13 protein-coding genes and 1 pseudogene are annotated in these 14,953 nt (G+C 38.5%); 11 read left to right on the top strand and 3 right to left on the bottom strand.

The annotated features are described in order from the left end of the window. Window positions 1-2: 2 nt before the first annotated feature. Window positions 3-743, top strand: a complete 741-nt coding sequence (locus V7083_RS20265) for a hypothetical protein (RefSeq protein ID WP_335481321.1) — start codon at window positions 3-5, stop codon at window positions 741-743. A gap of 526 nt (window positions 744-1,269) precedes the next feature. Here the strand turns inward: V7083_RS20265 and V7083_RS20260 are convergent. Next, window positions 1,270-2,320, bottom strand: a pseudogene (locus V7083_RS20260) (IS1595 family transposase). A 241-nt stretch (window positions 2,321-2,561) separates the two neighbouring features. Here V7083_RS20260 and V7083_RS20255 point away from each other — a divergent pair. From V7083_RS20255 to V7083_RS20245, 3 genes are all read left to right on the top strand, one after another. Continuing rightward, complete coding sequence (locus V7083_RS20255; RefSeq protein ID WP_335481319.1) at window positions 2,562-3,845, top strand: MFS transporter; 1,284 nt, start codon at window positions 2,562-2,564, stop codon at window positions 3,843-3,845. A 74-nt stretch (window positions 3,846-3,919) separates the two neighbouring features. Next, entirely contained in the window at window positions 3,920-4,213 is a 294-nt protein-coding gene (locus V7083_RS20250) for a hypothetical protein (protein WP_335481317.1), read from the top strand. A gap of 123 nt (window positions 4,214-4,336) precedes the next feature. Then, window positions 4,337-5,725, top strand: a complete 1,389-nt coding sequence (locus V7083_RS20245) for an MATE family efflux transporter (protein ID WP_335481315.1) — start codon at window positions 4,337-4,339, stop codon at window positions 5,723-5,725. Window positions 5,726-5,839: 114 nt separating this feature from the next. Here V7083_RS20245 and V7083_RS20240 read toward each other — a convergent pair whose 3' ends face one another. Beyond that, window positions 5,840-6,037, bottom strand: a complete 198-nt coding sequence (locus tag V7083_RS20240) for a hypothetical protein (protein ID WP_335481313.1) — start codon at window positions 6,035-6,037, stop codon at window positions 5,840-5,842. 224 nt (window positions 6,038-6,261) lie between these two features. On the opposite strand from V7083_RS20240, the gene V7083_RS20235 reads away from it, so the two are divergent. Together V7083_RS20235 and V7083_RS20230 are read left to right on the top strand one after the other, a co-directional pair. After that, the gene (locus tag V7083_RS20235) at window positions 6,262-6,870 is read left to right on the top strand and encodes a TetR/AcrR family transcriptional regulator (RefSeq protein WP_335481311.1); all 609 of its coding nucleotides are present in this window, start codon (window positions 6,262-6,264) and stop codon (window positions 6,868-6,870) included. A 230-nt stretch (window positions 6,871-7,100) separates the two neighbouring features. Beyond that, a complete protein-coding gene (locus tag V7083_RS20230) occupies window positions 7,101-7,241 on the top strand; it encodes a YrzI family small protein (RefSeq protein WP_335481309.1) in 141 nt (46 codons plus the stop codon). Window positions 7,242-7,318: 77 nt separating this feature from the next. On the opposite strand, the gene V7083_RS20225 is transcribed toward V7083_RS20230, so the two are convergent. Then, the gene (locus tag V7083_RS20225; RefSeq protein WP_335481307.1) at window positions 7,319-8,407 is read right to left on the bottom strand and encodes an AbrB family transcriptional regulator; all 1,089 of its coding nucleotides are present in this window, start codon (window positions 8,405-8,407) and stop codon (window positions 7,319-7,321) included. A 206-nt stretch (window positions 8,408-8,613) separates the two neighbouring features. On the opposite strand from V7083_RS20225, the gene V7083_RS20220 reads away from it, so the two are divergent. The 5 genes from V7083_RS20220 (at window position 8,614) to V7083_RS20200 (ending at window position 14,828) form a co-directional block, all read left to right on the top strand. After that, window positions 8,614-10,572 carry an acetoacetate--CoA ligase gene (locus V7083_RS20220; protein WP_335481305.1) on the top strand — a complete coding sequence of 653 codons (1,959 nt, stop codon included), beginning with the start codon at window positions 8,614-8,616 and terminating at the stop codon, window positions 10,570-10,572. 186 nt (window positions 10,573-10,758) lie between these two features. Then, window positions 10,759-12,375 (top strand): ATP-binding protein, encoded by a 1,617-nt coding sequence (locus tag V7083_RS20215; RefSeq protein WP_335481303.1) that lies wholly within the window; start codon window positions 10,759-10,761, stop codon window positions 12,373-12,375. A gap of 93 nt (window positions 12,376-12,468) precedes the next feature. After that, window positions 12,469-12,636: a hypothetical protein gene (locus V7083_RS20210; RefSeq protein ID WP_335481301.1), complete on the top strand. Its 168-nt coding sequence runs from the start codon at window positions 12,469-12,471 to the stop codon at window positions 12,634-12,636. Window positions 12,637-12,981: 345 nt separating this feature from the next. Then, on the top strand, window positions 12,982-14,343 hold the full coding sequence (locus V7083_RS20205) for an APC family permease (protein ID WP_335481299.1): 1,362 nt from the start codon (window positions 12,982-12,984) through the stop codon (window positions 14,341-14,343). A gap of 308 nt (window positions 14,344-14,651) precedes the next feature. Next, the gene (locus V7083_RS20200) at window positions 14,652-14,828 is read left to right on the top strand and encodes a Fur-regulated basic protein FbpA (RefSeq protein WP_335481297.1); all 177 of its coding nucleotides are present in this window, start codon (window positions 14,652-14,654) and stop codon (window positions 14,826-14,828) included. The last annotated feature ends 125 nt before the right edge of the window (window positions 14,829-14,953 follow it).

The raw sequence follows: 14,953 nt of genomic DNA, 5'->3' as shown, positions 1-14,953 counted from the left end.
AAATGGAAACCACAGCACCAACTCAATACATACCTCCAAAAGGAGAGTACAACACCTTTTTGGATGATAATCATTATAAAGAAAAACTTAAGGAATGGGGCCTGGCGGCAGGAAAAAAAGAATTCTGGTATAAGGACCGCAGTTATCAATGTCTCGTGACCATTAAGGGCTATGAAAATTACGGTATCTCAAGTGATTACAACACGCTTGTCATTGAATTTCCTGATGGGAACTTGAGCTGCATTCAGCCCGCCTACCTGAAAGAAATGCAGCAATCAGGCTTTGGAAAAGAAAGTGTGATTGAGCTCGAAAGTACGGTAACAACACAAGTTAGACCTGAATCTAAAACAGAACAGAAAACTGCTAAACCTGAAAAAGCAGCAGCGAAACCCAAAAAGGAGAAAGCTCCAAAACTTGAGCTACCGACCGATAAGGTACACTTTACAGCTTCCGTGAAGCAATTTGCCCTGACTTATAATCCTTTTAATGAAGAAAACGATGAGGTAGTGGTGTTAGAAAATGTGCAGATTGATCAGGAATCACCGCTTGAACTGGGCCTCGCTTGGTGTAGTCACAGCAAAACATTGAAAAAATTTGAGCTGGCACCCGGGGACAAACTGGAATTTGACGGAAAAGTAGCACCGAAAAAACTTGCTAAAGGGAAAGATGTCGAAGAGGAATTCATCATCGATCAACCGGTAGCCTACAAAATCAACAATCCCTCTAAAATAACAAAAAAATAATAGGACTCCATAGCGGAGCCTATTTTTTTTGGAAGGCTCTGTTAAACAATATTGTTGATAATCATATAAAATCAAGGACAAATTTTAGGTCCTTGATTTTACTTTATTGAAGTACAGAGCACCTAATGCAATTAGTTTATTGCCTCCTCCTTCGTAAAACCTCTGATAAAGAAAAATGAGCGAAACCTAAAATTAGCCCAATAATGGTTAAGAAATAAGAAGTTGATTGACCATAATTCAGTCTAAATAATAATACGGAAGAAACACCAAGTAGCAATAATAAAAGAAACAGAACAACTACTTTAATTCTTCTGTATTTTATAATCCACATCGACACATTTAAAATTACGCTAAATAAGACAAAATAAGCTGGTATAAATACTAAGGTTGAGACATCACCAAAAAGAGGGAATTCACCAAATGGCTTAGGAAAGAAAATCCAGGTGAGGGACGCTGAAACTAAAAGTGAAATGAAAACCCAGAAATAGTACATCTTTTACAAACTCCCCATCAAATTATTATTTAATTAACATATCTCTCTCTCTAACTTAAATGTCGATAATCTTAATCTCTCATAAGTAGCATTGGTGGATAACAAACAACTATCTATCACCATTTTACTTACCATTGTAGAATCATTACGGAATCTGATTACATCCAGGAATTGAAACCAACTCAAATAATGGTAGAGGAATTTCGTTGCCACACCATTAAAACGTCCATCAAACCTTTCAGAAAGCTATGATAATTATTGACATTTTGAATATGGTAAAGCCCTTTGACTCGCTCCTTCCCATCCGATTTGAAAGGATAATGTTCTAATCCTTTATCTTTTGCATAGGTTTTGAATGCTCGCCACGCATCGGTGCAAAGGATATTAGAATTGGATAGCTTGGAGCCGATTGCCTTCTCTAAACGTGATTTACAATACGCCCTTGCCCTATCACTTTGGAATACGTCAGTTTTTGACGGTCTCTGGCAATCAACACACAGACTTGCTCTCTGCTAATACCTCGAAATTGAGAAGCTCCACCACTTTTACGATCTTTACGCCCATCAATTTTCCGTTTACCTTTTTCAGAGAATAAGAAATAGGTTTCGTCCATTTCAACGATACCAGCAAATTGGTCGAAATCCATTTGTTTTAATGCGGATAAAATCTTATGCCTCCAATAGAAAAGGGTGACGTAATGAACTTCAATCATCTCAGATGCCTTGCGTAAAGAGTACCCTTCAATCATACACTGAATAAAATCCAGCCATTTATGTGGAAGGTGTGACCCGCGTAAAGGGGTGTTTGTGACATCAGTAAAAGTTTTTCTGCAATCTTTGCAGCGATAACGCTGCCGTTCCATTGTTTTCATTCCAACTTTGACAGAGTATTTTCCAAATCGGACAACATTATTCGAATGGCAGTGAGTGCAAGTGTAGCCATTTTTATGTTTCTGCTCGGACACCTCTTTAAATACAGGTTCACTCGCAGATACCACAAGGGATTTCGCAAAAAAATCTTTCAAACGAAGTTGGTCTGCGGTATTAAGTTTTTGAATTTCCTTAATGATGTCCATTAATGCCATAAGAACCACTCACTTTTGTCCGTTTCATAAAATCATTATAGAACAAAAGTTCGTTATATTCAAATGTCAACATAATCATTTAACAGAGCCTTTTGGAAAATACTTTCTATTGATATTTACATTTTAAAGATGAAAAATGTTTTAATGGGTACATTCATATCAATGGTATTTATGATATTTTGATTTGCGAAATAATAATAAAGTATAATAGAAAAAAATAAAAGCAGTAGGAGATGGAACATTGAAAAAGCAAGAAAGTACATACAGATGGGGTGTGTATATAGCTGTATTATTTACTTATGGATTAATTGTCAGTCAACGGACAGCTCCAGGGCTTATTACTGATCAATTAATGAAGGAATTCCATCTGTCCGCCTCCTTCCTTGGCATCCTGACAAGTATACAATTTTTCGCGTATGCCGGATTGCAAATCCCAATCGGAATTTTATCAGATCGCTACGGACCAAACCGATTTCTAATTATTGGTGCAGTATTGAATGGACTTGGAGTGTTGATTTTTAGCGTAGCATCAAATGAATTCCTTCTTATTTTGGCAAGACTGCTGGCAGGAATCGGCGATGCAACGATTTGGATTAATTTAGTGTTAATTTTAAGCCAATGGTTCCGAGTTAACGAGTTTGTGAAACTACTAGGTTTTGCCGGAATGACAGGCGGTCTTGGATTTTTAACAGCAACCGTTCCGTTCTCTGCATGGATAGCAGTATCTGGATGGAGAACACCGTTTTCCACCGTTGGGCTAATCCTTTGTCTCTGTGGGGCAGCACTGTATATCATTCTGGAAAAAAAGCCAAAGCAAATGTTTAAATCAGAGCCTAGTCCAGTAAATAAAGAGAAAAAGCGGGAAAACGTCATTTATTTGCTAATACGGATTATGAAAGATCGTCAAGCATGGGCTACCTTCCTTTGCCATTTCGGCCTTGTTGGGTCCTATGTAGGTTTTATCGGTTCATGGGCCGTTCCATATGGAATGACGATTTATGGAATGAGCCGGTTAGAATCCAGTCAGCTTGTGATGGTTGGTTTAATCGGAGCCTTAGTTGGGGCACCATATACCGGCTGGATTTCAAGCAGGCTTAATCAGATAAAACGTCCTTATTTGGTAGTACATACGATGGTATTGCTAAGTTGGACTACTTTTGTTTTATTAGATGGGAAACCCCCATACATCTTGCTGATCCTTCTTTATTTGATGATCGGGTTTGGAAATGGAGCAAGCGCGTTAACCTTTGCGGTCGTGCGAAAGTCATTCTCGATTAAAGATGTTGGAGTGGTTTCTGGATTCGCGAATACAGGTGGTTTCTTAAGCGCTGTACTCTTACCTAGTTTTTTTGGAAAAGTGCTCGATTACTTTCATACAGATTATGCGGGCGGTGGTTATCATTATGGGTTTATTATTCCTGTGGTATTCTCAGTTTTCGGTTTGATTGGCGGCATTCTTATTAAGGAAAAACACGAAGGAACCCAGCCACTCAGTGTGCCTGCCTCTTCAATTAAAGCGAAATGATAGGCATTTAACCATTCCTCCCGAAAGATAGTCACATACACTATCTTGGAACAAATAGAGGAGGAGATGCACAGATGAATCAAATGATGGGAATACCAGGTGTTACCCCGGGAATGCCTGGAGGGCAATTTGGACCTGAATTTTACCACGGCCATGGCGGATTTTATCCTGGAGGTGGTTTTCACCACGGACATGGAGGATTTTACCCGGGAGGCGGTTTTCACCACGGCCACGGCGGATTCTACCCAGGCTACGGCTATCATCACAGCCACGGTGGATACTATCCGGGCTACGGTTACCACCATGGACACATGGATTACTATCCGGGATATGGATTCCATCACGGACATGGAACATACCACACATAAGAAACTGTTTGAAGAGCTTGGTACATTCCAGGCTCTTTTATGTTTTTTTAGAAAATTCACCCTTTGCTCCCAAAAAAGGAGTATAATGTAATTTTGAATGCAATTATTTAAGGAGTACTTACAATGAAACAGACATATACGATAAAAGAAAAAACAAAACAAATTATGATTTTGTTGATCCCAATTTTAATTACCCAGTTGGGTATGTTTTCTATGGTGTTTTTTAACACGATAATGTCAGGAAAATATAGTTCAATCGACTTGGCAGGGGTAGCGATCGGCTCATCGATTTGGAGTCCGGTTTTCACCGGCTTAAGCAGCATCCTATTGGCAGTTTCGCCGATAGTCGCCCAATATTTGGGTGAAAAAAGGGGAGAAGAAGTTTCATCTGTGGTTAAAAATGGTTTGTATCTCTCGGTCATAATTACCGCGGTCATCATCCTATCCGGTACCTTTTTATTGGACCCTATTTTGGATAAGATGAAGTTACCCTCCAGCGTCCAGCAAACGGCGAATGATTATTTAATTGGATTAAGCTATGGCATTTTACCATTATTTTTATTTAATGTGTTGAGATCCTTTATTTATGCTTTAGGAAAAACACGTGTGGTCATGATTATCATGATTTCCTCCTTACCAATTAATTTGTTCTTTAATTATGTCCTGATTTTTGGAAAATGGGGATTTCCAGAGCTTGGTGGGGCAGGGGCAGGTTATGCCACTTCCATTACAGATTGGGTGTTTTTGATTTTTACTGCTTTTATTGTAAAAACGAAAGAACCTTTTTCCTCCTTTGATGTTTTTAGTAATATGAAGGAATTTTCGTTAATCAGATGTAAAGAGATCCTGAAAATTGGGGTTCCAATGGGACTGTCCACTTTTTTCGAAACCAGTATGTTTGCGGTGGTAACGATTTTAATCAGCAAATTTAGTGTTGCGACCGTGGCGGCCTATCAAGCTGCGCTTAATTTTGTTTCGTTTTTATATATGATCCCAACTAGTATTTCAATGGCCCAAACCGTATTGGTAGGATTTGAGGTGGGAGCACGACGCTACAAGGATGCAAGAATTTACAGCTGGCTTGGTGTTGTACTAGCAGTTGCATTTTCAATCATTTGCGGTGTAGCCGTGGTTGTATTCCGCTATCAAGTTGCAGGCTTATATTCGAACGAGGTTGTTGTCATCTCGCTTACTGCCAACTTTCTTATCCTTGCCCTGGTCTTCCATATATCTGACGCCATTCAGGTAACAGCACAGGCTGCACTCAGAGGCTATAAAGACGTTAACTTAGCATTCATCATGACCTTAATCGCGTACTGGCTTATTTGCCTCCCAGCTGGATACATTTTGGCCAACAACACAGGACTTGGCGCAAAAGGCTACTGGATCGGGTTAACCATTGGTCTACTAGCGGCTGGAATTGCACTCTCAATTAGACTCATCTACATCCAAAAACGCAAATTCATTGAAGGGGAAGAAAAGAACACCATCGAAAACCGACTTGTGAATTAAGGGCTGGGTGAAACACCCGGCTCTTTTCAAATTGCTAAAAAAGGTGCCAAGCACCAAATGGAAATGAATAACAAAAAACGCCGTTCATGAAGAATGGCGTTTTTCAACTTTCTATTAAAATAGCTTTTTTAGTCCGAATAGTTTTAGGAATGGATTTTGGCTTTTATCGGTTATTTGTAGTTCGTTCATAATTAATTTTTCTTGATTTGCTGTGATCCATTTCTGTAATTCGTGTTTGTCTTTGCATTTTGTATAATATGTTTCTCCACCCTTACCTAGAGCATTGACAACATATCTACATGTATTCCCCATAATGCCCACCTTTATAAATGTGTTTTTAACTTCTATTGATTTTAACTTCTATATTGAAACATTATAACAGGCTTTTTAAAATAGTCTATCGTTATTTTCTCTTATTTTTCGCCAATTTTTTCGCCGCTGCTTAAAGTATTCCTTGATTGCATCAGGGAAGTGAAACCCGTTATAATAAAACAAACTGACTAGTCGTTTATATGAGGTTTGGAGGTTATTTTAACATGCCACCCATCGTGTCTGATTCATATAAAGAAAAAAGGAAGAAGGAAATCCTAGAGAGTGCCATGGCATGCTTTGCTAAAAAAGGGTTTCAACCTTCTACCATTGATGATATTGTTGAGCACTCAGGAATCAGTAAAGGTGCTATTTATAACTATTTTAAAAGTAAGGATGAAATATATTTAGAATTAATGAAAACGAGTACGGAAGAGAGTTACGAAGAACTAAAGGAAAGGTTGGCAACCTATCCGAACGCTGTTGATAAAATGAACTTTATGTTTGATCTGTATTTGAACAATGAAGTGAATCAGGAAAGTACCGGGAGACTGGTCGTACATGATGAATTTAAACTTCATGCTTTCCGCAATCAAGAGCTAATCGAAAAGTTAAACGTGCGAAGACATGAATATTTTATTAAGATGTTTTGCTCCATTATCGAGGAAGGGCAAAAGGCGGGGGAGTTTAAAACAGAATTAAACCCTGAAATATTTGCCGACATGTTTTGGTCCATGATCGATGGAATTATGTTGCAAACCATTTACCCTGGTTTCCCTTATAAACAGGTACTGAATGAATTCAAGCAGATGTTTTTAGAAAGAATAATACTTTAGCAGAAATGGCAAGAATTAAAAGCTTGCCATTTTTTTATTTTTTAAAATAGGCAGGATTAGGAATTGAAAAAACTTCATTTATAATGTAAAATTTAGCAAGTAGACTGAATAGTCTATTTTAATTCATAATAACCATAGTCGAAAAATCAGTTTGAACGTACTTTATTTTTTTTACAAATAAAATAAACCAACCAGTCGTTTTATTACAAAGCAAAAAGGAGGTGATAAGCATGACCATACACATCTTATTCCTCACCATCATCATCACCAAAAGAAAAAAATCCCTAGAACAAGCACTCCATGAACAATACGCCGAAACCCTGTACGAACACCACAAAGACCAGCTATTTTCCAACCATTATAATAGATAAAAACTAAGCTATTTTGAGGAACTGACAGGCACCACCTGTAACAAATCCAAATTGTCCACCCCAGATGGACAAAATCACTAATTTGTCTTTTTGTGGTGCCTGTCACCCTGTTTTGTAAAAAACCACTTAAGCATGGGCGGTACGGCAAAGTAGATGAAGAAGAGCCGAAATAGTTGGTAGCCGGTGACCATGGAGAGGTCGGCGTTGATTTCGTGGGCGAGTATGCCCATTTGGTCCATTCCACCAGGGGCGATGCTTAGGAAGCTCGTAGAGGGGGAGATGTGACCGAAGTGCATGATTAGTAAGCTTAGTCCTAATGAGCCGATGATCATGGTGATTCCGCTGATGAAGGCGAGGCTGATGATTCGGACTTTGTGTTCCAGCTTTTCCGGTTTTAACAGTAAACCGATATAACCACCAATCATGAATTGGGAAAGATCCAATAAGGCCGATGGAAGGGCGGGACCTGCAAATCCTGATACATTTACGGCAGCCGTACCGAGAATGGGCCCTAACATAAACGGAGTTGGAAATCTGAGCTTTTTTGTCAGAAAAGCAAATACCACGCATATGACTGCAAACAAAAGTATTTTTGGAAAAAGTGGATCCGTGACTGCTACTTCGGAATGGATCATTCCCGTAGTTAACTTATTTTCATTATGAAAGAGGGGTCCAAAAATTAAAAACGGTACACAAAAGATAATCATCATTAACCGTGCCACCTGTAGGAATGTAACCGTAGTGACATCGATCCCTTTCATTTCTTCTGCGAAGGTCAGCATTTGAGTAAGCCCGCCAGGAATACTCCCCGTCAAAACCGTAGGATAATCGACACCCGTTAGTTTCGAAACGACGACAGCAATCCCTGCACAAAATAATACAAGCAATAGCGTCATGAGGATCATGGATGGTAGCTCAGCAACAATTTGCACAAGTGCTTTTTTCGTAAAAGAAACCCCAATCGAATAGCCAACAATGACTAATCCGATATTTCTAATCCAGCTTGGCCAGTAAAACTGAACCTTTCCAAATCTCGAGCCAATGAATACAGCAGTCATCGGCCCGAGCAGCCACGGAATTGGTGTATTCAGTTTATGAAATATGATCCCTCCAGTAAATGCAATGAGTAGCGTAAAGAAAAATTGAATCCTCTTATCTTTAAACAATGAAAACCCTTCTGTCTTTTAGAATATAGTGACTTTAAACAGTCACCTATTTTACCATTAATTCTCTATTCGTGCATTGAATTAATATTATCAATAAATTTAGAATATTTAGAAGGGAATTAAGTTGCTTACCTCGTATATGGTAAATGAATGTTTTCAAAATGGTTGAATATTTTTTAATAGGTGTTGATTCGGAGGGGATGGGAATGACGGTTGAAAAAATAGAAGGGACGCTGTTATGGGAGCCTTCACAACAACTTCAAGATGCATCAAATATGAAAAAATTTATGAATTGGCTAAGCGAAACTCGAGGGCTGCATTTTGAAACCTATGATGAATTATGGAATTGGTCGGTAACCAGTATAGAAGGTTTTTGGTCGGCAATTTGGCATTTTTATGAGATCCAAACCAAAACCCCATATAAAGAGGTGTTATCAGCTAAAAAAATGCCTGGAGCACATTGGTTTTCAGGAGCAACCCTAAATTATGCTGAACATATTTTTCGAAACGCAACCAAAGAAAAGCCGGCCATCATCTTTGAAAGTGAGGTTCGTGCTCAAGGAGAATGCAGCTGGGTTGAGTTAAAAAAGAATACGGCAGCAATTGCTGCTCATTTAAGATCATTAGGAGTCCAGCAGGGGGACCGAGTGGTAGCTTATGTCTCCAATCTTCAAGAAACCGTAGCTGCTTTCTTAGCATGCGCCAGCATCGGGGCTGTTTGGTCGAGCTGTGCCCCTGAATTTGGAAGTATGAGCGTGATTGATCGATTTAAACAAATTGAACCTAAAGTGTTATTTGCTGTAGATGGATATCGTTATGGTGGAAAGGATTTCGACAGATTAGAATTAGTAAAGAGAATCCAAGAGGAACTGCCGACCGTTAAACAGACAATCATTATTTCGCATTTAAAGGATGATTTGGACCTAAGTGGATTGACCAACTCGGTCCTATGGAATAGAGTGATTTCGCAAAATAGGGATGCCGAGCTAAGCTTTAACGCTGTTCCGTTTGACCATCCGTTATGGATTCTATATTCTTCTGGAACGACAGGTAAACCTAAAGCAATCGTTCAAAGTCAAGGCGGCATTTTATTGGAGCATTTAAAAATGGGCGGGCTGCAAAATAATTTAAAGCAGAATGATCGGTTTTTTTGGTTTACCACAACTGGATGGATGATGTGGAATGTGTTGGTCAGTGGATTGCTTCATGGATCTACGATTCTATTATTTGACGGAAATCCCGGATATCCTGGTTATGAGAGGCTTTGGAAATTCGCAGAGTCAACCAAAATGACGGTATTTGGAACGAGTGCCAGCTTCCTAACTGCCTGCATGAAAGCAGAATTAACACCGAAAGAACAATTTGATCTGTCCCATCTAAAAAGTATTGGTTCAACGGGGTCGCCGTTACCGGTCAGTGGTTTTCAGTGGGTCTATGAAAAAGTCAAAGAGGATGTTTGGCTCTTCTCCACAAGTGGTGGGACCGACCTTTGCACAGCATTTGTCGGGGGTTCTCCATTAGTTCCCGTGTACGCCGGTGAACTGCAAGCCCGCTCTTTAGGTGCTGCTGTCAGAGCTTTTAACGATTATGGTGAAGAAATGATCAATGAGATTGGCGAGCTCGTCATTACGGAGCCAATGCCGTCCATGCCCATTTACTTTTGGAATGATGAAAATAAGGCTCGTTATATCGATAGTTATTTGGATGTGTATCCTGAAATTTGGCGTCACGGTGATTTTATTAAAATTACTCCAAGAGGGAGTGCCATCATTTATGGGCGTTCGGATGCAACGATCAATCGTGGCGGTATACGAATGGGAACAAGTGAAATCTACAGTGCACTTGAGAGTGTACCAGAGATCGTTGATAGCTTGGTTGTCGATATTCCAAAATCGGAAGGTCAATCTTACATGCCATTGTACGTCGTGGTGAGGGACGGTGATGATCTTACTGACGAAGTAAAAGCACGGATCAACAACACCATCCGAAAAAACTGCTCACCACGCCACGTCCCTGACCAAATCATTCAAGTAGGGGATTTACCCAAAACCCTAAACGGCAAAAAACTTGAAGTTCCCATAAAAAAAATTCTTATGGGAACCCCGATTGATCAAGCCGTCAACCTTGGGTCCCTGATAAACCCAGATGCATTGAAATACTTTTAAACGTTTTTGCTGATAACCGCCCAAACTCTGGGCGGTTTTTTTGGTGGTTGCTTTACCGCACTGGTATACAGCTACAAATTTGTTAATATTCTAACAAAAATTTTAAATCTTACAAATGTTGACAAAGGATTTAGAATGTGTCCGTCGAATTTGTCATATAACTGCATATGAAAGGACTTATTTATTATGTGTAAGCAAAAATTGATAGATTTGCCAATATACAGGAAAATTTTGTTTTTTTCCTTCTTTATAACATTTATTTTAGTTGTTTCGACAGCCGGCTTTTCCTTTTTTTATGAGACCAATCAGTTAACGAATCAATTGACAGACCGTGCTAAGGGGATTGCGGGTCTTTGGAGTACCACGATTCCTCTTGAAGAAGTAAAAAAGGTCAAGGAAACCAGAAACCCAGATATACCAGAAGCGGACCATTTAAACTATTTAGTCAACCTAATCCAGAAGAAGAATTCTAAATATATAGGAGGCTATATACTGGATGTAGAAAAAGTGGATAAAGATAAATTAACATTCCTTGCAACTAACGATTCAGACGTTTACTTAGGAATAAAACCATTTTCAAAATATAATGTAGGACCAGAATTTCTCTATGCCTTTAACAAAGCAGTTTCGGAAAAAAAGACAGTAAGTACGCAACTTTATGAAGATGAATTCGGGACATGGATTACTTCTATTCAACCTCTAATCGATGAAAACGGTAAAGTAATTGCTGTCTTAGCAGTCGATGTGGACGCAACCTTTATCAATCATTTCAAAAAGAAATCGAGCATCTATTTGTTTATAGCACTGATTACCATCACCATGATTATGTTTTTTACACTAAGGTGGGGGCTTCGAAAATTTCTTCAGCCGCTAAATGAAATTATTTCAGGCATCAACGCGGTAAGTTCAGGAGATTTTAATGTGAAAGTTAAAATCCCTGATTATTCGGACTTAGGGAAATTAGGGGATCGATTTAATCAGATGACATCACAACTGGCGGTTTTATTTGAACGGCTGTCGGATACTTATAAGGAATTTGGTACTAATCCGAGTAGGGATCAAAATGTCCACCAAGTTGAGAAAGCCATCGATGAAATGGAAAAAATAATAGAAAAAACAAGACTACAAAAAGAACTGCAACGAGCAGAGAAGATGAATGCAATTGGCCAATTGGCTGCCTCCGTAGCTCACGAAATACGTAACCCTATGACCGTCGTAAGGGGCTTTTTGCAAATATTTTTGTCAAAGGAAAATTTATCCGAAATAGAATTAACCTATATTAAATTGATGATTGAAGAACTAAATCGCGCAGAGAAAATTATCAATGAATATCTTTCACTGGCTAAACCGGATCTTGAACGTGTAGAGCAGGTAGATGCCAAAGATTTGACTAAGAAAGTTGCTGACTTAATGAACACCTTTGCGTTTATGTCGAAAAATATTTCCTTAAATACCCATCTTGAAGATGGAATTATGATAAAAGGCAATCAAAGTGAATTAAAACAAGTGGTAATTAATATTGTAAAAAATGGTATTGAGTCCATGCGGGATGGCGGGGTTTTAAGTCTTTCTGTGTATAAAAACGAAGAATTCGGCATTATTGAAGTGAACGATACTGGAATTGGGATGTCAGAAGCTGAATTGGCCAGACTCGGTACTGCTTTTTACTCCTTAAAAGAAAAAGGAACAGGGATGGGGCTTATGGTTTGCTACCAAATTGTCGCAAGAATGAAAGGGAAAATAGAAGTAGAAAGTGAAAAAGGAAAGGGTACTACCTTTAAAGTATATATTCCATTATGGTAGGGGCAGCAGTAGGCGCCCCTACTTTTTATATTCCTACATGCATAAAATTTTGAAAAAAAATAAACACTACCACACAAAAAGGGTGGTGAAATCGTGGAAAAAGAAACACAACCTCAAGAGATACCCAGCTACATAAAGGAAAATGCTGGTAATGGGAATGTCATTTTTATAGAGGACGAGGAACATCAACAAGGGAAATTTACTATTGTTGGCGGTGGGGATCCAAATCTTTCCCCTGATGCAGGCAAGCCTATGATCTAGAAGAAAATGAAAAACAACCGTCATGGTTGTTTTTTTACGTAGTGGCAATTATGCACTCATGCCTAAATTATGCAAAAAGACATAGTAAATCGACCATAAAAACAATGAAATATTTAGATGATTTTTATGTTGATTAATTTATTTGTTAGGAATTCTGACTAAAAAGTTTACAATCAAAAATGTACGAGTTATAATTGGCATGAAAATTGCAACTATTCTTAATAGTTCAATACTTTTGCTAAAAGGAGGATTGGATAGGTAAAACTGGTCATCATTGTGTTTACATAAAAAACTAGAATATTTAACACAAAATGGAAACGCTTCCAGTTGAAAAGAATAAGGGAGATGATTAAATTGGAGAAAGCAACACTAAAACGGTCACTTGGTCTATGGGCGATCGTGGGTCTAGGTTTGGGGTATATGACACCTACTATTGTATTTGATACGTTTGGGATCGTTTCGAATGAAACAAATGGGGTAGTTCCTCTGGCGTATCTTACTGCTTTAGTCGTTATGCTATTTACTGCGATTAGCTATGGAAAAATGGTTCAGGTCTTTCCAAGTGCCGGTTCCGCTTACACCTATACAAGGGAGACGATGAGTCCACTTCTTGGATTCATTGTAGGTTGGGCAGCTCTTTTAGACTACATTTTACTGCCAATGGTAAACGCACTAATCATTCGTATTTATATGGTATCTGTTTTTCCATCGGTTCCAGCATGGATTTGGGTTGTGATTTATGTAGCCGTGGTAACTGGGTTAAATGTTTGGAGTATGGGGAAAACTTCAAGCTTAAATTCAATCCTTGTTGTTTTTGAAGTGGTGCTAATCGCAGCTTTTATCGTTTTAGCATTTGTTAAACTTTCACATGGAATGGGGCAAGGAACGATTCTAACAACAGAGCCATTGTTCCATTCAAACATCCATCTTGGAGCCATATTAACAGGAGCAACAGTTGTATGCTTCTCATTCATTGGTTTTGACGCCGTTACCATGTACGCAGAGGAAGCCGTTGATCAGAAAACACTTCCAAGAGCGATCATGCTGACCGTATTTATCGGTGGTGCCATCTTCTTCGTCTGTGGTTATTTTGCACAAGCACTATTTCCAGATGTTTCGAACTTTAAAGTGACAGATGACACGTTACCAGAAATCGGTTTGTATGTTGGCGGGCAATTCTTTAAATTAGTTTTTCTAGCTGGTGCTTTTGCCGCAACAGTAGCATCCGGTTTAGCCTCCCATGCCAGCGTATCACGACTATTATTCGTAATGGGGCGCAATGGAGTTTTACCAAAAAAACTATTCAGCTATGTCCATCCAAAATTCCGCACACCAGCGTTTAACGTCATACTTGTTGGAGTTGTATCATTACTAGCAATTGCTCCAAGTCTGGAGTTAATCTCATCTTTCATTAACTTTGGTGCTTTAATCGCCTTTACATTTGTAAACCTCTCAGTCATCGCTCACTTTGTATTCCGTCATAAAAAATATAAAACAGGAAAAGATATTTTCTCTTACATCATCATGCCAATTCTTGGAGCAGGAACAACAGGAATTCTATGGTATAACCTGCAAGCAGATGCTTTAATTGGCGGTCTCGTCTGGGTGGCAATCGGCTTGATCTACTTAATGTTCCAGACTCGATTCTTTAGAGTGAAAATAGCAGATTTTGCTTTTGATGATGCAGATAAATCATCTGCCTTATAGTTTTTTGAAAATTGNNATTCAATGAAACAAATCAAGGCAGCCTCTAAAAATAGAGGCTGCCTTTTGCATGCTAATTTGATTTTATGATGAAAAATGACTATAATAACTAATTACATTTCGCCCAATCTAACAATTTTATTAAAAATTTATAAGACCATTACCCCGGTTTTTTACATATGGTAACGTTCATAACATTTTATTTAAAAATGGGTTAATATTCGATTTTTCGACATTTTCCCTTCAAGGGACAGTTTATAATCGCAAATGTGGGTAAAAAAGAAGAAGGAAAAAGAATGGAGGGTTTCGAAATGAATCAAAACCATCGAGAAGCTATCCAGGAAAAAAGACAATTCTTAATCGAGGAATTACTTAAATCTGGAGTATTTAAAGTTAAAAACAAACACCTATACCAGGGATCCCTAAGCGAATTGGAGGAAGAATACAAAGACCTTGTACGGTGCCTATCACCTTTAGCACGTCAATGACAGTGGGGATGTTGCAAAGAGTGATTAGAAACAATATTTAGTTCATAGCAGCGTAAATGTTGAAAAGTTGGTATGATCAAATACTTAATCATAAAAAAAGCAGTGGAAATTGATTTCCATTGCTT

This window comes from Bacillus sp. JJ1764 (genome assembly GCF_036962145.1).
Classification (GTDB): domain Bacteria; phylum Bacillota; class Bacilli; order Bacillales; family Cytobacillaceae; genus Neobacillus.
This window is presented reverse-complemented; position numbering and strand designations above follow the sequence as displayed.

Coding starts and splice junctions, on each gene's coding strand:
- V7083_RS20265 (WP_335481321.1), top strand. CDS start 3: ATGGAAACCACAGCACCAACTCAATACATACCTCCAAAAGGAGAGTAC.
- V7083_RS20250 (WP_335481317.1), top strand. CDS start 3,920: ATGAATCAAATGATGGGAATACCAGGTGTTACCCCGGGAATGCCTGGA.
- V7083_RS20245 (WP_335481315.1), top strand. CDS start 4,337: ATGAAACAGACATATACGATAAAAGAAAAAACAAAACAAATTATGATT.
- V7083_RS20240 (WP_335481313.1), bottom strand. CDS start 6,037: ATGGGGAATACATGTAGATATGTTGTCAATGCTCTAGGTAAGGGTGGA.
- V7083_RS20235 (WP_335481311.1), top strand. CDS start 6,262: ATGCCACCCATCGTGTCTGATTCATATAAAGAAAAAAGGAAGAAGGAA.
- V7083_RS20230 (WP_335481309.1), top strand. CDS start 7,101: ATGACCATACACATCTTATTCCTCACCATCATCATCACCAAAAGAAAA.
- V7083_RS20220 (WP_335481305.1), top strand. CDS start 8,614: ATGACGGTTGAAAAAATAGAAGGGACGCTGTTATGGGAGCCTTCACAA.
- V7083_RS20215 (WP_335481303.1), top strand. CDS start 10,759: ATGTGTAAGCAAAAATTGATAGATTTGCCAATATACAGGAAAATTTTG.
- V7083_RS20205 (WP_335481299.1), top strand. CDS start 12,982: ATGATTAAATTGGAGAAAGCAACACTAAAACGGTCACTTGGTCTATGG.
- V7083_RS20200 (WP_335481297.1), top strand. CDS start 14,652: ATGAATCAAAACCATCGAGAAGCTATCCAGGAAAAAAGACAATTCTTA.